This is a genomic window from Streptomyces sp. NPDC052299, assembly GCF_040679335.1.
GTDB lineage: Bacteria > Actinomycetota > Actinomycetes > Streptomycetales > Streptomycetaceae > Streptomyces.
The window spans coordinates 393011-415291 of sequence record NZ_JBFAUP010000004.1 but is presented as its reverse complement, the minus strand read 5'-3'; the positions used below and the strand labels follow the sequence as shown (position 1 = coordinate 415291).

The following is a 22281-nucleotide window of genomic DNA, read 5'->3' as shown; positions in this document are numbered from 1 at the left end:
GGGCTCAGCCGGCCGGTCGCTGGGCTCGCGCCAGTTGGCCGGCCTGCTTGCGTCGTGCCGGAGCCGCCGGGTCCTCCGGCGCTCCCGTGCGCGGGGCGTCCCCGCGGGCCGGTCCTTCGCGGAGGGCTGTGGTGAGGCGCGCCAGTGTGCGCGTCCCCGGTCTTACGTCGATCTGGAAGTGCCCGGGTGCGGCGGGGGCGAGATCGGCGCCCCAGCGCACGACGCCCTCGCAGTCGGCGAGGATGTCGCGGACGACGGCCGTCTGGTGCGGCCACAGGCCGTCGCCGGCGCCCGGGAGCACGATCGCGGTCCCGGAGAGCCGGTTCGACCCGTACGCGGCGGGGACGGCGCGTTCCTCGCTGTACCCGAGGACGTCCACCGTGCCGCGCAGCGGCAGCACCTCGTAGTGCCAGCGCCTCGCCACGTGCAGCAGAACCGCGGACGCCTCCCGGTGCAGGCGCACCGTGGCGGGCGAGCCCTCGACGGCGTACTCCGTGATGCCTTCGGGGCCGATGGGCCAGCCGTTGTCGCTGCGGTCCGCGTCCCAGTGGCGCAGGCCCGGCGCGTCCGGGGTCCGGCGCGGGGCCGCCGTCGCGGGCGACGGGAACGCGGTCAGCGCGGCGGTGGCTCCCGCGGCCACCAGGAGTGTGCGGCGGTCGATGGTCATGAGGCGCCTCCTTCGGCGTCGACCCGGTCGGTGAGTGCCCAGCGGAATCCGAGGACGAAGGAGTTCAGCTCGGAGGAGGGGATGTTGGCGGGCATCTGGTCGAGGTCGAGCCCTTCGCGGCCCAGGAACACGAGGTCCACCCCGGTCTGCCACAGGTCGTCGCCCAGCAGGACGCCCTTGGCCAGGCGTTCGACGTTCGCGGAGTCGGCGCCGAACCGGTTGGCGTAGAAGTTGCGCCAGCGCTCCTCCGCGTTGACGGCCCCCGTCGACACCTGTGTGTAGTACTCCGACACGGCCTGCGACATGCGTTGTCCGGCGAGCAGGCGGCGACTGATGTTGAACGCGTCGGCGTCCTCGATGAAGTCGCCGTAGCCGAACGTGGATTCGACGTCGGTCCGGGCCAGCCGGTCCATGCAGAACGCGTGTCCGGTGGGGTAGTCGGCCCGGTTCTTGCGCCACTCCGCGTAGAAGCTCACCAGGTCGCCGCCCCAGCCGGCCATGTCGGCGAGGTTCGTGCTGTCGATGGTGACCGGGCGGCGCAGGTAGCCCTCGATGGACGCCATGAGGTGCTGCGTGCCGATGGTGGCCTGGGTGATCGGGTCGCGGAGCTCGTCGAACTCGCGTACGGAGATGTCCCGCGCCTTCACATGGCTGATCCATCCGGAGTCGATCGGATGGAGCAGCCCGTCCCAGACGATGCTGTCGTATTCCCCGTACCGGAAGAACTGGGTGATGAGCTGGTTGCGGCTGATTCCCTCGTCGCTCTCGTAGAAGTCGGCCGCCGCTTCCAGCTTCTGGAGTCCGACGACCAGCTCGTCGAGGTCGCGCGCGGGGGCGTTGACCGAGTTCGAGCCGGGATCCGTGGACTGCCGCCAGACGTCGTGGTCGAGGTCCCGGACGCCGTCGCCGTCGAAGTCGTACTCGCGGATCTGGTTGATCGACCAGTTGCGGGGGAGCGCGTAGCCGAGGTTCCCCGAGAAGCCCCAGGACATGCCGCTCACGAACGACCAGCGGGCACCGGTGTTGCGGGTCACCTGCTCGCACACGTTCCGCGAGCCGTACACGCCGAACTGGTAGTAGTTCCCGTACTGCGAGAGAGCCGTGCGGACGCCCTTGAAGTACGGGATGATGTACTGGTTGATCTCCGTTCCGATGGCGTCGTAGTCGACCGCGAAGTAGATGCACGTCCCCCGGTTGAAGCCGTGTTCACGGGCCTTCTGGTACGCCTTCCAGCCGTCCAGTTCGCCTCGCGCGTAGGTGAATTCGCTCGCCGCGCCCCCGTAGTACTGGGAGATCGGGAAGACCCGCAGTCCGGCGTCGAAGATGGCCTGGAGTTCGCCCGGCTTGATCGTCTTGTCGAGCCAGCCCGGGTCGCCCTCCTTCAGCTTCTCGTCCAGGTACCGGCCCACGAGGCGGTAGCCCGCGTCGTACAGGGCCTTGCCGCGCTGCGGGGTGATCTCCGTGATGCCGTCGCAGCCGGTGGCCGGGCGGGTCGGGTCGCCGGTGGAGATGAGGAGCTGGGCCCAGGTCCGGTAGTTGCCCGTGGCGTTGACCGGCTCGACCAGGGAGAAGCGTTTGAACGCGCGCAGCCACTCGCCGTGCTCGGTCGCGGTGAAGCCGAAGTCGTACGGGTACTCGCCGTAGTCCTCGTCGTACGTCGGTGAGTTGAAGTAGCAGGCGGCCTGGAAGAGGTAGCCGAGCGGGCTGTCGTCACCGGGTTCGACGTTGTGGTTCATCAGGCCGGCGATGGTGCCGTCCCCGAAGTAACCGGTGATGTCCTTGGGCGGGATGCCGATCTCGTACTGGATCGCCATCATCAGGCCCTGCTGGACGTCGCGTGAGTACACGCCGTCACAGGGCACCAGGCTCATGGCGGGGATGTCCATGCCGAGTACGTAGCGCGAGTTGAGGCGGCGCTGGATGCCCTGGGTCAGGGTGTCGCCGCCCGGCACCAGGCGGAACTGGTCCATGCGCAGCAGGGCCTTGGTGACCCGCGCCCACATCTCGGCGTCGATCGGGACCTCGGGCGGCATGCCCATGCTGGTCCAGAGTTCCGCGAGCGAGTTCCGCGCCGTCGAGTCCCAGGTGTCGGCCGTGGCCGAGCCGTAGTACCCCTTGCACCAGAGCGCGTAGTTGTAGATCCGGATGATGTTCTTGTTCGTCTCGGCGTCCGGCCGCAGGTTGCGGCTCTGCACCTTGGCGAAGGTGCCGGGGCCGAAGTTCGGTACGACGGGCGAGATCCCCAGTTCGTGCTGGAGGCCCTGCGTGAGGCTGAGTACGGTGCCCCAGCCGGTGCTGCCGTCCTCCGCGCAGCGTTCGTACTCGGGAATGCCGGCATAGGTCGCGTTCACCCATTTCTGGGCCGCGAGCACGTTCGGATCGTCCATCGTTCCTCCCCCGGGTCGTTCGGGCGTGCGGGCGTGTCAGGGCCGGCACAGGGAGCCGGACCGGGGTCCCCCCGAAGGCCCCGGTCCGGCCTGACAGAGCATCGGACGAGGCGGGCGGCGGCGCCAGCGGCCTTGAGGTGGTGGGGTGATCGCGGGACGGGACGCCTCTGACCTGGGGGGATGGCGGGCCGCGCGGGGTCGTCGCGGGACGTGCCGCGGGTCTGGCATGCTGGCCCGCCGGAGCCGAACGCTCAAATGGGGGAAACCATGGCGCGCTGGAAGGGCCTGCCGGAAGCGCTCGACCCGCACGTGCGGGATCTCGTCGTGCAGTTGCGCGAACTCAAGGACCGCAAAGGGCTCAGCATCGCGGCCCTCGCGACCCGCACCGGGTTCGGCAAGTCGTCCTGGGACCGGTACCTGAACGGCAGGGCGGTCCCGCCCGAGGAGGCCGTGCGCGCCGCCGCCGTGGTCTGCGGGGTCGAACCGGCACCCTTGCTGGAACTGCGCGAACTGGCGGCCGCGCCACGGACGGACGGTGTCCCCGGGCCGCCCCTGGACGAGGTGGACGACGACGGCGACCTGCCGGGGCCCGGGCCGTCCGCGCCGCCCGTTGAGCCGGAGGCCGCCGTTCCGCGCGGGCGCCGGGCGCCGGTGCCGTGGGTCGCGATGCTGCTGTCCAGTGTCACGACGGCCGTGGTGATGCTGGCGGGGCTCGTGGTCCTCGCTCCGTGGGAGGGGGCCACCCGGACCGGTTCCGCCGGCGGCGCGCCTTCCCCGGCAGCCGGTCCCGTACACCCCGACTTCGGGACGTTCGCCTACAACGCCGGCACGACATACGAGTGCAAGGTCGAGCGGGACGCGGAGGACGGGCTGCTGTACGCGGGCTACAGCCGTACGCGTTCCCAGCAGCTCCAGCGCGACGCCTCGGGCTGGGCGGTGGTGGAGGCCCAGTGCCTCCTCGAGCACCGGGGCATCTCGGCGGGCACGGTCGACGGTGCCTTCGGGAACAACACGGACCGCGCGGTGCGGCGCCTTCAGGACGGGGCGAAGATCGCGGTCGACGGGATCGCGGGCCCCGACACCTGGAAGGTACTGCGCAAGTGAGCGGGCGGGAACGGCCGCCGGAATGGGTACGCCTCTGCGGCGCCCTGCGCGAGTTGCGTGCCGATACGGGGCTGAGCCTGGCCGCCCTCGCCGCCCGGACGCCGTACAGCAAGTCGTCGTGGGAGCGCTACCTCAACGGGCGCACGCTGCCTCCCCGGCAGGCTGTCGAGGAGCTCTGCCTGCTGGCCGGCGCGGACCCCAGGCGCCCGGTCGCCCTGTGGGAGCTGGCCGAGAGGGCGAGCAGCGGCCGTACGGGAGGGGCGGGGCGCGAGGCCACGCCGGGGCCCGTCCGCGAGGCCCAGGGACTTCCCGCGCAGGGCGCCGGGGCCTCTGCGCCCGGACCGGCCGAGGCGGAGCCGGGGGCCGCCTCCCGGTGGCTGCGGCCCTGGTGGCTCGGGGCCGCGCTTGTCGTCGCGACCGGCGTGCTGGTGGCCCTGTTCCGGGCCGGGCCGTCGTCCGAGCCGAAGAACCTTCCGGCCGTTGACACCGGGGCCACGACCCCCGTGGCCCCCGGGTGCCACGGCATGACGTGCAACGGGAAGGACCCCGAGGACCTGGAGTGCTCCACCTTCGCCGAACCGCCCACCACCCTCGGCGAACAGCGGCTCGACGGCACCGTGGTGAAGGTGCGGCACTCCGCCGTCTGCGACACGGTGTGGGCCCGCATCGACCGGGGCAGGGAGGGGGACCTGGTGCAGGTCCACGTACCGGAGGGACCAGTGCAGGAGGCGGTGGTCAAGGACCGGTTCGACAGCGCGGGGTCGCTGTCGACGCCGATGGCCGCCGCGTCCGGTGACGCGTCGGCGAAGATCCGGGCCTGTCTGGTCCGCCGGGGCGAACGGTTCTGCTTCACGGTGTCGCCGGCCTGAGCCGTCAGTCGAAGGCGATGCCCCGGCTCGCGAGGACATCCGTGTCGAACGACATGCCGATCCCGCAGTTCTCCACGCCCTCGATCAGCCGCAGGTTCGGCAGCAGGTCCAGGTCGTCGAGCGAGCCCACGTCGAAGAGGTCGTCCTCCCCGTCCCAGACGGGCGCGCACTCCTGGTACACCTCGAGGCCGCCGTCGACGACCAGCGTCTCCACGGTGGCCAGCAGTTCCGTGCTGATCTCAAGGGCCTCGAAGTGGGCGCGGGCCTCGTCCAGGACGGTGTAGGCGAGGTCGTTCTCGTAGGCGTAGGTCTGCGGGTCCTGGTCGATGCCCTTCGCCTTGAGACGGTCGGCTATGCGGAACACCGGGGTGAGCGTCTCGTCGGTGTACATGAGCTGTTCGATGACGAGCAGCTTGAAGTTGAAATCGCGGAAGGCAGGCATGCCCGGATCGTAGCGGTGCCCTCGGACAGACCGTCGTGGTCCGTCCGAGGGCACCGTCCCGGCCCCGGGGTCAGGGCTTCGTGTTCGCCTGCTTCATGGAGGCCACCGCGTCGGCGACCGTGCGCTCGTACAGGCCCAGCTTCGGGGCGCCGACCTTCACGTCGGGGCCGAGCGGGAAGTTCAGCTGCTCGGCGTTGGCCATGTGGTCGCCGTCGGCGAGCACGTTCATCTCGTTCACCCAGGTCATGCCGTTCCCGCCGCCCGGGTTGAGGTCGATGACCGCGATCGCGGCGGTCTTCGGCTTCACCGGGTACGCCGGTGCGCCGCCGAGGCCGCCGGGGACCAGCGGGACGACGTCGCCGCTGTGGTCCGTGGCGTTCGCCGCGCCCAGGCTGACGCGCGGGTAGTAGCTCAGGCCGCAGGAGTTCTTGCCGGTGTTGTTGACCTCGATCACGTGCTGCGTGGCCGAACCCTCGCGGGCGTACACGCGCACCGACAGGTCGCCGCTCTTGCAGGGGTGCTTGTACGCGTAGGCGTCGCTGGTGTCACCGGCGGCTGCCCCGCCCGTGGAACCGCCCGTCTTCGTGGTGGCCCCCGTGGACTTGCCGGTGCTGGAGGTGACCGCGTCCGTGGAGCCGCCGCCCGTCTTCGCGCCGTCGCCCGCCGTGCTGCCCTGGTCCTGGGCGGCGTCGCCGGCGGCGTCCTTGGCGGTGTCCTTCGCGGCCACGGTGGCCTTGGCCGAGGCGGAGCCGTCGGCCGGGCCGGCCGACTTCGTTCCGCTGCCGTCCCCGCCGCAGGCGGTGAGGGCGAGGGCGAGCACGGCGGTGGCGGCGGCGCCGAGGACGGCGTTGCGCTTGCGGAGCGTATGCATGGGATTCCCCGAAGTGTGTGGCGGTCGATGGTTCGGTTCGTACGGCCAGGGCCCGGATCTGCGGCGAACCGCTCCCCCACCGGACCGTCTGACAGGGGAAGCCTCCCGTGCGCCGCTCATGTTCTGCTAACGCCTGCCTGACGTCCCGCTGACGTCACCCGAAGGAGGGCTTCGGCCCGGGCATGGCCCGGTGTCCGTGCGGGAAAGGCGCGTCCGGGCGTGACTTCAGCGGTCCGATCACCGTTAGATGTGATGTGCCCAAGCCTGTCGTGTCCGCCGTGCCGCCCGTGACGACCGCTTCCGCCGGGGACGGTCCCGCCGCATCGCCGCCGCCCTTCCTGCTCACACCGCGCCAGGGAGAGGGCGCCCGTGCGCTCCTCTCGTACGTGGCCGGTCTGCCGTTGGACTCCGTCGACGCGCGGCTCCTCGCGGTCGTCGTGGGCATCCGGGCCGCGCGAACGGGGGCGGGCAACCTCACGGGGACCGACCTGCGGTCGTTGCGGCTGGAGGACCCGGAGGGCGCCCTGGCCGAGCTGACGGCGGCGGGGTGGGAGGTGCCCGGGGGTCTCATCGGCGGGGAACCGGACGTGCCGTACGGCATCGTGGTGCCGGAACTGGCCCCGGGGCCCGACCGCGCCCTGCGCCTCGGCAAGGACGCGCGGTCGCGCGTGTCGGGGTGGTCCATGCGCACGAGGCTGGCCAAGCCGGTGCGGAAGGGGGCGTCGGGAGTCCGGCTGGCCGCGCTGTTCCTGGCGGCCCACTGCTCCGACGAGCTGGTCGGGCAGGCGCCGGCCGAGCTGCCCGCCGCCTGTTACGGGGCGGTGCCCGCGCTCCTGGAGAAGGGGTTCCTGGCCGAGGTCTCCGGGCAGACCTACCGGCTCGGTGAGTCGGTACGGCACCTCGCGGGCCGCTTCCGTACCCCTGAGGAGCTCGCCGCGATCGCGCGGGACGAAGAGGAACGCCGGGCGGCCCGGGAGGCGGCGGCCGCCGCCGAGCCCACTCCGGAGAGCTGGGCGGCCTGGAAGGCGGGCGTCAGCCCCGCGCTGCGGCGGCACGCGGAGGCGGTCGAGGCGTGCGCGCTCTGCCACCTCCCGTTCGTGCGGCTCGCTCCGGCGTTCATGTCGGGGCCGTCCCCGCTCCCGGCGCCCCGCGCGGCTCTCGACGCGTACGAGTCGTGGCGGGCCGCCCACCCCGACTGCGGGCGCGAGGCGGCCCTGTTCACCGTCGAGTTCCGGGCGGAGCACGGCCACGGGCCGTCATACGGCCAGCTGTGCAAGGGCTTGCGGTGGAAGAAGCTCGGGCGGGAGCTGCGCGGGGTCATCGTGCACACCCTCATCGCGGAGGGCTGGCTGACGTCCACGCCTCCGGTGCCGTGGACGCTGCGGCCGGGGAAGACCGCCCACGCGCAGGGGATCGCCCTGCCCGGGCAGGCGGTGCGGGCAGGGCGCTGAGGTCACGGCGCGTGTCCGGTGCCGCCGTCCGCGTTCCGTGCCGCCAGGAGCAGGGTCGCCGCGATGAGCAGTGCGGTGATGATCCCCGTGGTCAGGATGGGCGAGGGGGCGAAGGTGGCCGCCAGGACCGCGAGCACCGCCACCGGGTGGAGCACGTCGGCCGCGCGGCGAAGTTCCGCGGTGCGGTGGTGCAGCAGCCAGACGAGGGCGATGAACACGGCGACCGGGACGGTGTAGACGGCCGCCGCCGTGCGGTCGGAGAGGTGGCCGTGGCCCGCGGTGTGCGCGACGTTGAGGGCGAGGCCCGCGCCGACCGCGGCCGCCGAAGCGAAGACGAGGTAGTGCCCGTACCCCCAGAGCAGCGCCGTACGCAGGCTGGTCAGCAGCCGGGGTGCGCTCTGTGCGAAGTACAGCCACCACAGGGCGAACACCGTGAGGAGACCGCCCGCGACGAGTGCGGCGAGGTCGCCGAGCGCCGCGTGCGTGTCCAGGGCGGTGCGTACGGCACCCGTGGCCGCTGTGATGGACTCGCCGAGCACGATCAGCGTGAACAGGCCGTACCGTTCGGCGATGTGGTGCGGGTGCCAGGTGGTGGTGGTCTTGCGTTCCGCCAGTGCGGGAACGGCGATTTCCGCGAGGACGAGGACCGCGAAGGTCACCAGGCCGGTGTCGTCGGGCAGGGCCAGCCGGACGACCCAGCCGATCTGCACCAGGAAGATCCCGGCGGCGTAGCCCAGGCAGGTGCGGCGCCGCTCCGGGTCGGAGCGGGAGGCGCGCAGCCACTGCGTGACCATGGCGAGCCGCATGATCACGTAGCCCCAGGTGATGACGGTGAAGTCCTCGTGCTCCAGCGCCTCGGGCGCGCCCGCCGCGAGGACGAGCGCGCCGGTGATCTGTACGAGCGTCAGCAGCCGGTACGGGACGTCGTCGGTGTCGTACGCGGAGGCGAACCAGGTGAAGTTCATCCACGCCCACCAGATCGCGAAGAACACCATCGCGTAGCCGAGGACGGCGTGGCCGATGCGGCCTGCCGCGAGTTCGTGCTCGAACGCGGAGGCCGCCTGGGCGACCGCGGCGACGAAACAGAGGTCGAAGAAGAGTTCCAGCATCGTCGAGGCGCGGTGCCGCTCGTCGGCGCTGCGCGCCACCATGGGTCGGTGCCAGAAGCTGGAGGAGGGGGACGATGAGCTCATGGGGGCGCATTCTTCCGGCTGGGCGGGGTGAGCGGGCGTGAACCGCGCCCGGCGGAAAAGTGCTGGCGCGGTGCGCCGGGGCTCTGCCACACTCCGCGCCATGACCTATGGAATCGAGAACCACCCCGCCCGTTGAGCGCCCCGGAAGAGCGCGGAGCGCTCACTCCCCGGCCCTCCTCGCTGTACGCGTGCGCACGGCGCGTCGAGCGTGCCGAGCCCGAGGGGCCGTGGTCCCGGGCGGACGCGGCACCGCCCGTACCTCGCCGGGTCCCGTCCAACCGGGGCAGCCGGAGTTTCACCCGGACCAGGGATGAGTTGGCCCGTCTCCTCGGGCCGTTGCTGGCCGCCCCCGATCCCGTCGAGGCGGCGGAAGAGGTGCACCGGCGGCTCGACGCCCTCGACCCGCCCGTCAGGCATCGCACCCTGCGTCTTCTCGTCGCCGGGATTCCGGTGGAGAACGAGGAACGGGCGCGGGCGCTGGCGCGGACGCTCGTGCGTACGGGGACCGGTTACCTGGCCGTCTGCACCGGGCTCGCCCTGCTCACCGAGCTGGGGGAGCCGCAGGATGTGCCGTATCTGTGGACCCTCGGCCGGCTGCGCACCCTTGTGCGTCCTGTCGTCCATGCCCTCGACGCCCTCGACCGGCCGGCCGGTGCGCTGCTCGAACTGCGCGACCACAACGGGCCCGTGACCTTCGGTCCTTTGCTCGCCGCCGTCGAAGCCGGTGACCGAACCGCCGTACGGAAGCGGCTGGTCGCGCTCCCGGGGGACCTGTCGCCCGTGGTGGCGCGGCGGGTGGCGGAGGCGTCCGGGCTGGCCGAGCTGCTGGCGGACGTGCCTGGGCTTCCGGCCGCCGAGGGCGCCGCGGTGACCGCCCGGGCCGGGCGGCTGCTGTTCCTCATGACCAGCCTCCGCGACTATCAGCCCGAGATCCTCTCCTACCCGGATGCCCCTCGCGCGTACGAAGGGTTCGCGGAGGGCGCCGGGCTTCTTCCCCGCACGCTCGACCACCATGCGCTTCTCCTGTCCGCCGTTCAGGAGCTGAGTACGGGGCCTGCCGTGCTGCACGACTGGGGGCCCGGGCGGCGCGAGGCGGTGCTCTCGGAGCTGACGGCCGTCCTGAACCGGCCGGAGTGGCGTGCGGTGCCGGACGGGGCGGACGACGAGCCCGGCGTGCGGCGGCGGGTCGCGTGGGTGCGGCGTACGCGGGCGCAGGTGCTGGCGGCGGGGGCGCCGCAGGCGCCGGGTGCGCGGTTGCGCATCGCGGTCCATGAGCGTGATCCCGGTGATCCGGCGACCGTCGAGGCGCGCGTCCTCGTCGACGGGCGTCCGCTGGTCCCGGACCACTTCGGGCGGGGGCCCGCCGACTCCCCCGAGGAGCTGCTGTTCCCCGGCGCCCTGCGGGCCACGGACGAGCCACGTGAGGTGCGGCTCGCGGAGGCGTACTGCACGGAGGGCTGTTGCGGGGCGCTGTATGTCACCGTGCGGCGGGAGGGGGAGCAGGTCGTCTGGTCCGGCTGGCGGTGCCCCGTTCCGCCAGCCGGAAAACGTGAGATGCCTGAACTCCGTTTCGACGCCGCCGCGTACGACGCGGAGGTCGCCCGTGCGGAGGGGGACGAGAGCTGGATGTGGCCGGCCCGTCGTGCCGCACGGCTGATCGCTGCCGGGCTGCGGGCCCGGCCGGACCTCCTCGCGCGCTGGGGCGTCCGGCTCGACTGGGCCGGGACGGCGTTCCGCGACCCGGACGAGACGACGATCAGCCTCTTGTACGACGCCGATGACGGGCACGCGCGGCAGATCCTCTGGAGCATCCCCGAGGACGGCACCCCGCCGGAGGACCGGGCGGCGGCCGCGTTGCGGCGGCTCGGCGAGGAGGACCCGAGGGCGTACGGGCGTTAGCGCCGGTCCACCGATCGGGTGATCCCGGGTCGGGGGCGAGGCGTTGGCAGGGCCGGGGAGCGCGGGGGTGCCCGCTCCCCGGCCGCTGTGCGTCCGGCGTGTCGCGGTTGCCGCGTTTGGCACAGTGCCGCTCCACGATCTTCGTGATCAAGAACGGGGTGGACGATGAGTGGTGCGCGGTTGAGGCTGGTCGATCTCGCGGGTGGCGGCTCCGCGGGTGGCGGCTCCGCGGGCGGGGGCTCCGCCGGTGGGGGCGGTCCTGCCGGAGGTGGTGGTTCCGCCACCGGGGACGAGCTGCGGCACAGCGGTGGTGCGTGGCTGCGGGCTGCCGGGGGCGCGGAGGGGATGGGGGCCCACCTCGGCCCCGTACGCGCGGAACTGACGACGGCGCATGAAGGGTTGGCTGCCGGGTCCGCCGGTCTGAACTCCCTTGCCGAGCTGGGCGCCGTGCGGGAGTCCTGGGTACGCCGTGTCGAGTCCGCCCGCCATGAGTGCGGGGCGCTCGCGGGCAGCCTGCGCGCTGTCGCGCGGGCGCAGGGCGAGACGAATGAGTCCGTGCGGTCGTCGTTCTCGCCCGTGGCCCGGCTGACCCACGGGGTCGAACGGTGACCGCGCTCTCCTCCACGCTGACGTGGACTCAGTTACGCGACCTCAAGTGCGGCGAGCTGGAGAGCGCGGCGGACGGCTGGGGCAGGGCGAGCAACCGCGCGGATGCCGGGCGGGACCGGATCGAGAAGCAGTTGCTCGTCGGTCTGCGCGAGTCCCAGCGCGGCGCGGCGGCCGAGGCGGCGGTCGGGCGGCTGCGGCGGATGAGCCGGAACCTGCAGTACGTGTACACCGAGTGCGGGCTGATCCGTACGGCGTTGAACAGCCTCGCGCACGAGATGCGGGTGCAGCAGGGGGTGCTGCGGCGTGCGCTGGAGGAGGCGGAGTCGCTGAAGTTCACCGTGCACGCGGATGGGTCGGTGTCGTATCCGCCCGGGCCCGGGGGCCTGTTCGACGGCGATCCGCTGCCCGGTGGCACGGCTCGGGTGACCGGCATGCCCGGGCTGCTGCCGTCCTCGGGGCTGGTCGCCCCGGACACGCGTGCCGCGGCGGCGCGGGACATCTCGGACCGGATCACGGGGGCGGTGCGGGCGGCCGCCCGCACCGACTGGCGCTTCACCCGCATCCTGCGCCGCCTCCGGGCGGAGGAGGGCCTGAAGGTCCCGGACCGCACGTGGACCGACGCGGCGGGCGACGCGGCGGCGGTCCGGGAAGCGGCGCGCGGGTACCTCGAGTCCCGCATCCCGCTGGACGCGTCGCCTGCGGCGCGGCGTGAGTGGTGGGAACACCTGACGGACGAACAGCGCGAGGAGTACCTCGCGGTGTACCCGGACCAGATCGGCAACCTGGACGGCATCCCGTCCCTGATCCGCGACACGGCGAACCGCGACAACCTCCAGCTCCTGATCGGCAAGCTGGAGGGGCGGGACGACGAGGTGTCCCGGGTGCGGTTGGCGGGGTTGCGGGAGATTCAACGACAACTGGACGCGGGCGGCCAGCCGCCGATGTACCTCCTGGGCATCGGGGACGAGGGGAATGGGCGCGCGATTGTTTCGTACGGGAATCCTGATACGGCGCGGAATGTGGCGGCGTATGTGCCGGGGTTGAATACCTCGTTGGATGAGGATTTTGCAAAGTCGGATCTTAAGCGGGCCAGAGACACTGCCATCGGAATGAATCAGCACGACCCTTCGAGCGCTGCGATTACCTGGCTTGGATATGATGCGCCGCAGTTCCCGGATGGTCTTGATAGTCTCGACGTGGCGTTTGATGAGCGGGCGGTCAAGGGCGGCTCAGCCTTCAACGGTTTCATGGGTGGCCTCTCGGCCACTAACGAGAACGCGAACCCACACATGACGGCCATCGGGCACTCGTACGGCTCGCGAACGGTGGGGGCGGCTACACAACAGGATGGGGGAATCCCTGGAGTCGACGACATCGTTCTGGTTGGCAGCCCGGGGGTCGGCGTGGACCGCGCAGAGGATCTCGGAGTAGGCGAGAGTCACGTTTTCGTAGGAGCAGCACAGAACGACATCGTGACTAAGGTCCCATCGAAGCGGCAGGTGGTCATGGGGTTTGTCGGCTTGACCAATCTAGGACCGTCGGGGGCGCAGATCCTAGGTGAGGCGGCAGACCCAGGGGGCGACGAATTGTGGTTCGGAAGGGATCCGGCCAGCAAGGCGTTCGGCGCACAGAGGTTCCCGGTGGACGAAGGCCCCGAGGTTCTGAGTGGTGGAAAATTGAATACTGATGCTCACGGGCAGTACTTCGATCCGGTCCGTGATAATTCGTCCGCCAACAGTATCGCGCTAGTTGCGGCAGGGAAGGCGCGCGACCTCAAGGCCGAGGAGTATCGATGAAGGTTCGCCTTTCGGCGTGCGCGGTGGCACTGTCTCTGGGGCTGACGCTCGCTGCATGTTTCGGTAACAGGGAGAAGGCTGGCATGGATATGCAGGCGGCGGCCGAGCATGCGGACGCAATTATGGACGCAACGCTTTCCGGTATCAAGCCGGCTGTTCAATGGGCGCATGGGCCTACGACCACGGGGAGCTGTGACGTTACGCGCCGTCGCTCAGTGATGACGATCATTTCTGCTGACCGTCGGGGGAACTTCTTGGGCGTAGTTGAGCGAGGCTGGAAAGACCAGGGGTACAGGATCAAGGGGATCAACAACGATCTGGACTCGCCGGCGATCTATGCTCAAACAGACGATGGATTTGGGGTAAGTCTCATCTTTGGGGGCGGCCAAGCCTTCTTTGAGGTGGATAGTCCCTGTGTGGACGAGTCCGACGTGGCTGAGGCGACGGCTTCGCCGAATGGGCCCTCCTACGAGGGGGAGTACCCGTTGCCCCGCCCCAACGTCCGCTCCGACTTCTGGTCCCTCGGCGCTCCCTGAGCGCCCCCGCGCTCCCCCCGTACGACTCGCACACACCGTCGAAAACGCTCCCGAACCGTGCCCCGATGGGGGATGGTTGACGGGTGCGTAGATTCTGGGTGGCCGTAGGGGTCGGGGTCGGGGGGGCCTTGTGTTTTGTGGGTCTGCTCGTTGTGGGGACCTACTCCGCTGCTGCCGGGCTCGTCGGGGGCGCGGGTGGGGGAGCCGTCGCGTTGGCCAAGGGGGCTGTGCCGGCCAAGTATCAGGGGCTCGTGCAGAAGTGGGGGAACCTGTGCTCCGCGATCAACCCGGCGCTGCTCGCCGCGCAGCTCTACCAGGAGAGCGGGTGGAACCCCCGCGCCGAGAGCTCCGCCGCCGCGCAGGGCATCGCGCAGTTCATCCCGGGGACCTGGGCGGGGCACGGGATCGACGGGGACGGGGACGGGGACCGGGACGTGTGGGACCCGGCCGACGCGATCCCCTCCGCGGCTTCGTACGACTGCGAGCTCGCCGGGTACGTGAAGAAGGTCCCCGGTGACCCCACCGACAACATGCTCGCGGCCTACAACGCGGGGGCGTACCGCGTGATCAAGTCGGGCGGCGTGCCCGACATCTCGGAGACGAAGAACTACGTCAAGATCATCCGTTCGCTGGAGAAGAGCTTCGCCCGGCCCGTCGGCCGTGTGCAGCCCTCCCAGCAGGCGGCCGGGGCCATCTACTTCGCTCAGAAGAAGCTCGGCACGAAGTATCTGTGGGGCGGAAACGGCACGCCCGAGCAGGGCGGGCGGTTCGACTGTTCCGGGCTGACCCAGGCCGCGTACCGGTCCGTCGACATCGAGCTGCCCCGCGTCGCGAACGACCAGTACAACGCCGGGCCGCACCCCTCGCGCGATGAACTGCTCCCCGGTGATCTGGTGTTCTTCTCCGACGATCTGACCAATTCCCGTGCCATTCATCACGTCGGCCTGTACGTCGGGGGCGGATACATGATCAATGCTCCGTACACTGGTGCGGTCATTCGGTTCGACAAGATCGACACGCCCGACTACTTCGGTGCCACACGCGTGACCAAGGACGGGGCCGCGGCGCTGCCGACCACGGGGCCGGCCGCCTGAGGCCCCCGTGCCGGTGGCCGGAACTCTCCGTGAAGCCCGGGCCCTGAGCTGCGACGATGTGTCACTCTTCGATAACGTCATGGTGATCATTCGGTGGAGAGTGGAACGTACGCGCAGGGCGCGTCGTTCTCTGGCTGGGCGCGTGAGTGATCGACGTGGACGGACCGAACACGGGGGTTCGTGAATCGCGGCGCACAGGGACGTGTGCCGCAGCAGCAGACAAGGCAAGGGGCCGCAGCAGATGGCTGGACTCGCACTGGATGGGTCGAACCCCGACGTCAGCCTGCTCTACGACATCAACGGGCTCGCCAAGTCCGCTCCCACCTGGTTCGACCGGGTCATGGAGTTCGTCGGAGAGTACGGGATCATGCTCGGCATGGTCCTCGTGGTCCTGTGGTGCTGGTGGAGCGTTCGCCGGCGCGGCACGGCCGAGGAATCCGTGTCGGCGGTGGCCGGGCTCGTGTGGGCGCCGCTCGCGGCCGGTATCGCCCTGCTCATCAACATTCCGATCCGTGGCTTCGTGGAACGGCCGCGGCCGTTCAAGGACCACTCCGGGCTCGACGTCCTGGTCAACGGGAAGAACGACTTCTCGTTCGTCAGCGACCACGCCACGATGGCGATGGCCCTCGGCGTCGGGCTCTTCGTCGCCCACCGGAAGTTCGGCATCGCGGCCATCGGGCTCGCCCTGCTGGAAGGCTTCTGCCGGGTCTACATGGGCGTCCACTACCCGACCGACGTCGTCGGCGGCTTCGCCCTCGGTACGGCCGTCGCGCTGCTGCTCGCGCCGCTGGCGATGCTGCTGCTGACGCCCCTCGTGGCGGCCGTCTCCCGGTCCGCCCGCCTCGGCCCCCTCGTCCGGTCGCGCCGGCCCGTGGCCGCGGACTCCGGCCGGAGCGACGCGCTCGGGATTCCCGAACCGCGCCCCGGTTCGCGCGGCGGCGGCTCCGACGGCGAGAAGGGCCTCGCGGCCTGAGCCCCGTCCCCCTCACGCACGTGCCCCGGAGCCCGCAGGAGCGGCCCGGGGCACACGTGTATCCGGAGGGGCCCGCCCCTCACACCCCCTGCGCGTACGTGAACAGCCCCTCCGGGTCGTACCGCTGCTTCACCCGGGCCAGGCGCGTCGCCCCCGAGCCGTAGTACGCGGAGCGCCAGTTGGTCAGGGACGGGTCCGTGTAGTTCTGGTACGCCGCCCCGGACGCGTACGGGCGCATCGCCGCATGGGTGTCTTTCAGCCACTTCTGCTGGGCCGTTCCCGGGGCCCCCGGCCGCCAGGCCCCGATGTACTGGGCGAGCATCCGGGAGCGGCGGTGGACGAACGCCGTGGCCCGCGGGTCCACCCGGTTCACCGCCCCGCCGAGCGCGGTCAGCGCGACCGAGCCGCCGCCGCCCTGGCCCGGGACGAGCCGGGTGAACGCCTGGACCGCGTCGAGCAGGGCCGAAACGCCCGCCGGGGGGAGCGAGCGGTCGTAGAAGTCGGAGGCGGCGGCGTACGTCTCGCGCCGGAGGGCGCCCTGCGGGGTACGGCCCGGCGTGGTCCCCGGGAGGTGGCACTGCGCGTCCGTGAGCCCCGAGCAGCCCGCGTACACGAGCATCGCCTCCTGGTAGTCGCGGCGGCGCAGCGAGACCGAGGTGGCGGAGGCGCCGATGCGGTCGGCGAGGCGGTCCACGGCGTTCTGCAGGTCCCCGTAGGTGCCGAGGCTGAAGGCCGACACCGAGACCGTCGGGTTGCTGCCGCCCGGCCCGGCGTCGAGGTGCGCGGCGGACCAGATCTCGTCGGGCTGGTCCGGTCCCCACTCCTGCCAGGCGGTGACGACGTCCCGGGCGCGTGACCAGGGCCATGACATGTAGGCGGTGACCGTCCGAGGGGCGGAGTGCGTACGGAAACGGAGGCTCGTGACGACGCCGAAGTTGCCGTTGCCCGCGCCGCGCAGGGCCCAGAAGAGATCCGGGTCGTGTTTGGCGTCGGCGGTCACGGTGCGGCCGTCGGCCGTGACGAGGGTGGCGGCGGTGAGGCTGTCGCAGGTCAGGCCGTAGGCGCGGGCGGCGACGCCGTGGCCGCCGCCGAGGGTGAGGCCGGAGATGCCGACCGTGGGGCAGGAGCCGCCGGGGATCGTCACGCCGTGCGCGGCCAGGCCCTCGTAGACGTCGAGGAGCTTGGCGCCGGCGCCGATCGTGCCGTCGGCCCCGACGCGGTCGAGTGACGCGACGTCAATCACCAGGCGGCCGTTGCCGCTCGACCAGCCGGCGTACGAGTGGCCGCCGCTGCGGATCGCGACCGGAACGGAGGCGCGGCGGGCGAAGGCCAGGCACTCGCGGACGTCGTCCTCGTGCCGGACGTAGGCGATCCCGGCCGGTTTCTGGTCGTCGAAGCGGGTGTTGTAGAGCTGACGGGCCGTCGGGTACGCGGTGTCGCCCGGGCGGATCAGCGGCCCGTCGAGGCTCTTGCCCAGCGCGGACCAGTCCGCGGGTCCGGAGGGCTTGGAGGGCTTGGAGGGTTTGGGCGTCGAGGGGGCCGGGGACGAGGCGGGCCCGTTGGGGGGCCGGGTGTCGCCGGGGGCCGGGTCCGTCGGGTCGGTGCCCTCGCACGCGGTGGCGGTGGCACCGGTGAGGACGGCGGCGCCCGCGGCGAGGAGCGTGCGCCGGTTCGGTGGGGTCATCGGACCTCCGGTGTGGGGGAGAGGGGGACGGAGGGCCGGTGCTCAGGCCGTGGTGCGGTGCTCGTCGGCGTCCGCGCGGGCCCGGTCGCGGGACCGGCGGGCGGGCCCGGACCAGCCGCAGGCGCAGCGGGCGGTGCAGAACGAGCCGCGTTCGACGGTGGTGGGCTCGTGGGCGGGTCGGGTCGGCGGGACCTCGGCGGCGTGTTGGTCGTACACGCGAACACGGTACTGGGCGGGGCGGCCCGCCCGGGAGGGGTCCGTCAACCGTGAGGGGGCGCTCGGACGGGGGTGACGGCGCCAATCGGGGGCGTGGACGTTACAGGGGGCACGGGCGGTCGTTATGCGTGGCGGACACGGGCTCGGGCGAGCGGTTCGGCGTTTGGGGATGGGCAGGCGATGGTGGTGCAGCAGCACAGGTCCAGAGGCGGGGTGCGCGTCGTGCGCGCCCTCGTCGCGGTGGGCGTGACGGCGGCGGCCGCCGGGTGCGCCGGTGGCGGCGGCGCCGACCGTGCGGCGGCGGCCGCGGACGCCCGGGACGGCGGCACCGAGGTGGTGCGGCGGGCGGCGGTGGTGCTCGCCGGGGACGGGGTGGCGAGCGCCGAGGTGAGCACGTCGATGGAGACGGCCGCGGGCGGCACCCGGGTCACGATCCGGGGCTCGGGGGCGTACGACTTCCGGGCCGGGTCGGGCCGGCTGAAGGTGGTGCTGCCGCCCGACGCGGCGGGCGAGGAGGAGCACCGGCCGATCACGGAGCTGCTGGCGCCGGGTGCGCTGTACATGATGAACCGGGGGGCGGGGGTGCCCGCCGACAAGTGGGTGCGGATCGACACGACGGCCCTGGAGGACGGCAATCTGGTCACCGGCGGGGTGACCGATCCGCTGGCCGCCGCCGAGCTGCTGCGGGGGGCGGGGGCCGTGACGTACGTGGGCGAGACGGACGTGGCCGGGGTCGCCGTGCGGCACTACCGGGGCACCGCGGACATCGGCCGGGCGGCGCGGCTGGCGGCGCCCGGTGCGCGCGCGTCCCTGACGGCGGCGGCGAAAGGGTTCCGCGCGCGGGCCGTCCCTTTCGACGCGTATCTGGACGAGCAGGGGCGGCTGCGCAAGGTGCGCCACCGGTTCAGCTTCGCCAACGAGGGCCCGGCGGCGGAGGTCGTCTCCACGACGCTCCTGTACGGGTTCGGCGTGCCCGTCACCGTACGACTGCCGCACGAGCGGGACATCTACACGGGCGAGATCGAGCAGGGGCGGGCGTGAGATGAGTCGCATGCCCGCCCCCAGGCCCTAGCCCTCCGGTGGGGGCGAAATGGTCCGTCCGTGCCATGCGCGGTGCGTGTCGGGCTGTCTACCCTAGGAAGCCGGTGACGGCAGTGAGAGGTGAGTGACGTGGTGACGCTCAGCCCGACCGTTTCGGACCATGTGGCGCTCGCCGAGATCGAGCTGTGCGGGGAGCTGATGATCGCCGCTGCCGCGGCGATCGGGGAACGGCTCAGTGCGGACCGCATCGACGAGGTGCTCGACGTGAGGACGGACACCGACCGCACCACCGTCCCCCGGCAGGGCGACCACCGGGGCTGACGGGACCGTCGGGGTCAGGTGCGCAGCAGGCGGGCGATGGCCTTGGTGGCCTCCTCGACCTTGGCGTCGACCTCGTCGCCGCCCTTGAGGGCCGCGTCGGCGACGCAGTGCCGCAGGTGTTCCTCCAGGAGCTGGAGCGCGAAGGACTGGAGCGCCTTGGTGGACGCCGAGACCTGGGTGAGTATGTCGATGCAGTAGACGTCCTCGTCCACCATGCGCTGCAGGCCGCGGATCTGGCCCTCGATGCGGCGCAGGCGCTTGAGGTGTTCGGCCTTCTGGTGGTGGTAGCCGTGTATTCCGCGGTCGTGGTCCGTGACGAGCGCTTCCACGGGGGCGGCGCCGGGCACCGCGTCCGGTGAGGGTCCGGTCCCCATGGCCTCGGTGGTGGTCATTGCTGCCTCCCGTTTTCCCTTTACCCTGCCGTTTATATACCCCTGGTGGGTATATCCTAACGAATTCAGCTGAAACGTGACCGGGGTCCCGTGCTGATCACTGTGCCTGATGCGCGACACTGAAGAATGCCGGTTAGCCGTGGCCGGATGATGCGCCTAGCATCAGCCTGACCGAATCCAAAGCACCCCGAGGACCCCACGTGCGCTTTCGTCTGACCCCCAGGGAGACGAGCTTCTACGACATGTTCTCCGCATCCGCGGACAACATCGTCACGGGCTCGAAACTCCTGATGGAACTGCTCGGGGCGGATTCGTCCTCCCGGGCCGAGATCGCGGAGCGCATGCGGGCAGCGGAGCACGCGGGGGACGATGCGACCCACGCGATCTTCCACCAGCTGAACTCCTCCTTCATTACGCCGTTCGACCGTGAGGACATTTACAACCTCGCGTCGTCGCTCGACGACATCATGGACTTCATGGAGGAGGCCGTCGATCTGGTCGTGCTGTATCAGATCGAGACGCTGCCCAAGGGCGTGGAGCAGCAGATCGAGGTGCTGGCGCGGGCGGCCGAACTGACCGCCGAGGCCATGCCGGGTCTGCGCACGATGGACAACCTCACCGAGTACTGGATCGAGGTCAACCGGCTGGAGAACCAGGCCGACCAGATCCACCGCAAGCTGCTCGCCCACCTCTTCAACGGCAAGTACGACGCCATAGAGGTGCTGAAGCTGAAGCAGATCGTGGATGTGCTGGAAGAGGCTGCCGACGCGTTCGAGCACGTCGCGAACACGGTGGAGACCATCGCGGTCAAGGAGTCCTGAACCACGTGGACACCTTCGTACTGATCGTGACCATCGGCGTCGCGCTCGGCTTCACCTACACCAACGGCTTCCACGACTCGGCGAACGCGATCGCCACGTCGGTCTCGACCCGTGCGCTGACGCCGCGTGCGGCGCTGGCGATGGCGGCCGTGATGAACCTCGCGGGCGCGTTCCTCGGCAGCGGGGTCGCCAAGACCGTCAGCGAGGGCCTGATCGCGACGCCCGAGGGCAACAAGGGGATGGGCATCCTCTTCGCCGCGCTCGTCGGTGCCGTCATCTGGAACCTGATCACCTGGTACTTCGGCCTGCCCTCGTCGTCCTCGCACGCGCTGTTCGGCGGGATGGTCGGCGCGGCGCTGGCCGGCGGGACGATGGTGCACTGGGACGGGGTGCTCGACAAGATCGTCATCCCGATGTTCCTGTCGCCGGTGATCGGCCTGGTGGTCGGTTATCTGGTGATGGTCGCCATCATGTGGATGTTCCGGAAGGCCAACCCGCACAAGGCCAAGCGCGGTTTCCGCATCGCGCAGACGGTCTCGGCCGCGGGCATGGCGCTCGGGCACGGTCTCCAGGACGCGCAGAAGACGATGGGCATCGTGGTGATGGCCCTGGTCATCGCCGACGTCGAGTCCCCGAGCGATCCGATCCCGGTCTGGGTGAAGCTGGTCTGCGCGCTGATGCTGTCGCTCGGTACGTACGCGGGCGGCTGGCGCATCATGCGTACGCTCGGCCGGAAGATCATCGAGCTGGACCCGCCGCAGGGGTTCGCCGCCGAGACGACGGGTGCGTCGATCATGTTCGGTTCGGCGTTCCTCTTCCACGCGCCGATCTCGACCACGCATGTGATCACCTCGGCGATCATGGGCGTGGGCGCCACGAAGCGGGTGAACGCGGTGCGGTGGGGCGTCGCGAAGAACATCATCCTCGGCTGGTTCATCACGATGCCGGCCGCCGCGCTGGTCGCCGCCGCGAGTTACGGGGTCGTCTACCTGATGTTCGGCTAGCCGGACGGGCTTGGTCCTGTGGGTCCGCCCCGCACCCCCTCGGGGTGCGGGGCGGACCCTCTTCGCCTTGTGGTGGCACCGCCATGCAGCACCCCAAGGCCGTACGGGAGGGCCGGGCGGATCAGCCGAAGCGGCCGGAGATGTAGTCCTCGGTGGCCTGGACCGACGGGTTGGAGAAGATGCGCTCGGTCTCGTCGATCTCGATGAGCTTGCCGGGCTTGCCGACCGCCGCCAGGTTGAAGAACGCGGTGCGGTCCGAGACGCGGGCCGCCTGCTGCATGTTGTGCGTGACGATGACGATCGTGAACCGCTCCTTCAGCTCGCCGACCAGGTCCTCGATGGCGAGGGTGGAGATCGGGTCGAGGGCGGAGCACGGCTCGTCCATCAGCAGCACGTCCGGCTCGACGGCGATGGCGCGGGCGATGCACAGGCGCTGCTGCTGACCGCCGGAGAGGCCCGAGCCGGGCTTGTTCAGCCGGTCCTTGACCTCGTTCCACAGGTTCGCCCCGCGCAGGGACTTCTCCACGATGTCGTTGAGGGCGCTCTTGCGGTACGAGCCGTTGAGGCGCAGGCCCGCCGCCACGTTGTCGAAGATCGACATGGTGGGGAAGGGGTTCGGGCGCTGGAAGACCATGCCGACCGTACGGCGTACGGTCACCGGGTCGACGTTCGTCCCGTACAGGTTCTCGTCGTCCAGGAGCACCTTGCCCTCGACGCGGCCGCCGGGGGTGACCTCGTGCATACGGTTCAGGGTGCGCAGGAAGGTGGACTTGCCGCAGCCGGAGGGGCCGATGAAGGCGGTCACCGAGCGGGGCTCGATGGTCATGGAGATGTCGTCTATCGCCTTGTGGCTGCCGTAGTAGGCCGACAGTCCGCTGACGTCGATGCGCTTGGCCATCTGAATCACTGCT

Annotated in this window: 22 protein-coding genes; 13 read left to right on the top strand and 9 right to left on the bottom strand. The window is 71.1% G+C overall.

Annotated elements, in window-relative coordinates; genetic code table 11:
• Positions 1-4 precede the first annotated feature (4 nt).
• On the bottom strand, positions 5-667 hold the full coding sequence (locus AB0L33_RS09780; protein WP_365679390.1) for a hypothetical protein: 663 nt from the start codon (positions 665-667) through the stop codon (positions 5-7).
• A complete protein-coding gene (locus tag AB0L33_RS09775) occupies positions 664-3054 on the bottom strand; it encodes a glycoside hydrolase domain-containing protein (RefSeq protein WP_365679388.1) in 2391 nt (796 codons plus the stop codon). Before AB0L33_RS09775 ends, AB0L33_RS09780 begins: the two co-directional genes overlap by 4 nt.
• A gap of 267 nt (positions 3055-3321) precedes the next feature.
• On the opposite strand from AB0L33_RS09775, the gene AB0L33_RS09770 reads away from it, so the two are divergent.
• Positions 3322-4158 (top strand): helix-turn-helix domain-containing protein, encoded by an 837-nt coding sequence (locus tag AB0L33_RS09770; RefSeq protein WP_365679386.1) that lies wholly within the window; start codon positions 3322-3324, stop codon positions 4156-4158.
• Positions 4155-5027 (top strand): helix-turn-helix transcriptional regulator, encoded by an 873-nt coding sequence (locus tag AB0L33_RS09765; protein ID WP_365679384.1) that lies wholly within the window; start codon positions 4155-4157, stop codon positions 5025-5027. Before AB0L33_RS09770 ends, AB0L33_RS09765 begins: the two co-directional genes overlap by 4 nt.
• A 4-nt stretch (positions 5028-5031) precedes the next feature.
• On the opposite strand, the gene AB0L33_RS09760 is transcribed toward AB0L33_RS09765, so the two are convergent.
• Both AB0L33_RS09760 and AB0L33_RS09755 read right to left on the bottom strand, forming a co-directional pair.
• Positions 5032-5469: a hypothetical protein gene (locus AB0L33_RS09760; protein WP_365679382.1), complete on the bottom strand. Its 438-nt coding sequence runs from the start codon at positions 5467-5469 to the stop codon at positions 5032-5034.
• Between the two features lie 70 nt (positions 5470-5539).
• Positions 5540-6340, bottom strand: coding sequence for a DUF4232 domain-containing protein (locus AB0L33_RS09755; RefSeq protein WP_365679380.1), 801 nt, complete (start codon positions 6338-6340; stop codon positions 5540-5542).
• Positions 6341-6627: 287 nt separating this feature from the next.
• Between AB0L33_RS09755 and AB0L33_RS09750 the strand changes: the two genes are divergently transcribed.
• Complete coding sequence (locus AB0L33_RS09750) at positions 6628-7791, top strand: hypothetical protein (RefSeq protein ID WP_365679378.1); 1164 nt, start codon at positions 6628-6630, stop codon at positions 7789-7791.
• 2 nt (positions 7792-7793) lie between these two features.
• On the opposite strand, the gene AB0L33_RS09745 is transcribed toward AB0L33_RS09750, so the two are convergent.
• Positions 7794-8984: a low temperature requirement protein A gene (locus tag AB0L33_RS09745; RefSeq protein WP_365679376.1), complete on the bottom strand. Its 1191-nt coding sequence runs from the start codon at positions 8982-8984 to the stop codon at positions 7794-7796.
• A gap of 315 nt (positions 8985-9299) precedes the next feature.
• On the opposite strand from AB0L33_RS09745, the gene AB0L33_RS09740 reads away from it, so the two are divergent.
• From AB0L33_RS09740 to AB0L33_RS09715, 6 genes are all read left to right on the top strand, one after another.
• Positions 9300-10883, top strand: coding sequence for a hypothetical protein (locus AB0L33_RS09740; RefSeq protein WP_365679374.1), 1584 nt, complete (start codon positions 9300-9302; stop codon positions 10881-10883).
• Positions 10884-11063: 180 nt separating this feature from the next.
• On the top strand, positions 11064-11492 hold the full coding sequence (locus AB0L33_RS09735; protein ID WP_365679372.1) for a hypothetical protein: 429 nt from the start codon (positions 11064-11066) through the stop codon (positions 11490-11492).
• Positions 11489-13288: an alpha/beta hydrolase gene (locus AB0L33_RS09730; protein ID WP_365679370.1), complete on the top strand. Its 1800-nt coding sequence runs from the start codon at positions 11489-11491 to the stop codon at positions 13286-13288. Before AB0L33_RS09735 ends, AB0L33_RS09730 begins: the two co-directional genes overlap by 4 nt.
• Positions 13289-13371: 83 nt before the next feature.
• Complete coding sequence (locus tag AB0L33_RS09725) at positions 13372-13824, top strand: hypothetical protein (protein ID WP_365679448.1); 453 nt, start codon at positions 13372-13374, stop codon at positions 13822-13824.
• An 83-nt stretch (positions 13825-13907) separates the two neighbouring features.
• Positions 13908-14918, top strand: coding sequence for a bifunctional lytic transglycosylase/C40 family peptidase (locus AB0L33_RS09720; RefSeq protein WP_365679368.1), 1011 nt, complete (start codon positions 13908-13910; stop codon positions 14916-14918).
• A 241-nt stretch (positions 14919-15159) separates the two neighbouring features.
• The gene (locus AB0L33_RS09715) at positions 15160-15891 is read left to right on the top strand and encodes a phosphatase PAP2 family protein (RefSeq protein ID WP_365679366.1); all 732 of its coding nucleotides are present in this window, start codon (positions 15160-15162) and stop codon (positions 15889-15891) included.
• A gap of 79 nt (positions 15892-15970) precedes the next feature.
• Here AB0L33_RS09715 and AB0L33_RS09710 read toward each other — a convergent pair whose 3' ends face one another.
• Both AB0L33_RS09710 and AB0L33_RS09705 read right to left on the bottom strand, forming a co-directional pair.
• Positions 15971-17575, bottom strand: a complete 1605-nt coding sequence (locus AB0L33_RS09710; RefSeq protein ID WP_365679364.1) for an FAD-binding oxidoreductase — start codon at positions 17573-17575, stop codon at positions 15971-15973.
• Positions 17576-17617: 42 nt separating this feature from the next.
• Positions 17618-17791 carry a hypothetical protein gene (locus tag AB0L33_RS09705; RefSeq protein WP_365679362.1) on the bottom strand — a complete coding sequence of 58 codons (174 nt, stop codon included), beginning with the start codon at positions 17789-17791 and terminating at the stop codon, positions 17618-17620.
• A 180-nt stretch (positions 17792-17971) separates the two neighbouring features.
• Between AB0L33_RS09705 and AB0L33_RS09700 the strand changes: the two genes are divergently transcribed.
• Positions 17972-18832 (top strand): hypothetical protein, encoded by an 861-nt coding sequence (locus AB0L33_RS09700; protein WP_365679360.1) that lies wholly within the window; start codon positions 17972-17974, stop codon positions 18830-18832.
• 120 nt (positions 18833-18952) lie between these two features.
• Entirely contained in the window at positions 18953-19153 is a 201-nt protein-coding gene (locus AB0L33_RS09695) for a hypothetical protein (protein WP_365679358.1), read from the top strand.
• 14 nt (positions 19154-19167) lie between these two features.
• Here AB0L33_RS09695 and AB0L33_RS09690 read toward each other — a convergent pair whose 3' ends face one another.
• Positions 19168-19545: a metal-sensitive transcriptional regulator gene (locus AB0L33_RS09690; protein WP_365679356.1), complete on the bottom strand. Its 378-nt coding sequence runs from the start codon at positions 19543-19545 to the stop codon at positions 19168-19170.
• 200 nt (positions 19546-19745) lie between these two features.
• Between AB0L33_RS09690 and AB0L33_RS09685 the strand changes: the two genes are divergently transcribed.
• On the top strand, positions 19746-20366 hold the full coding sequence (locus tag AB0L33_RS09685; protein ID WP_026171331.1) for a DUF47 family protein: 621 nt from the start codon (positions 19746-19748) through the stop codon (positions 20364-20366).
• Between the two features lie 5 nt (positions 20367-20371).
• Positions 20372-21370 carry an inorganic phosphate transporter gene (locus AB0L33_RS09680; protein ID WP_365679354.1) on the top strand — a complete coding sequence of 333 codons (999 nt, stop codon included), beginning with the start codon at positions 20372-20374 and terminating at the stop codon, positions 21368-21370.
• Positions 21371-21491: 121 nt separating this feature from the next.
• Here AB0L33_RS09680 and pstB read toward each other — a convergent pair whose 3' ends face one another.
• Positions 21492-22268: a phosphate ABC transporter ATP-binding protein PstB gene (gene pstB, locus AB0L33_RS09675; protein WP_143625604.1), complete on the bottom strand. Its 777-nt coding sequence runs from the start codon at positions 22266-22268 to the stop codon at positions 21492-21494.
• Positions 22269-22281 lie beyond the last annotated feature (13 nt).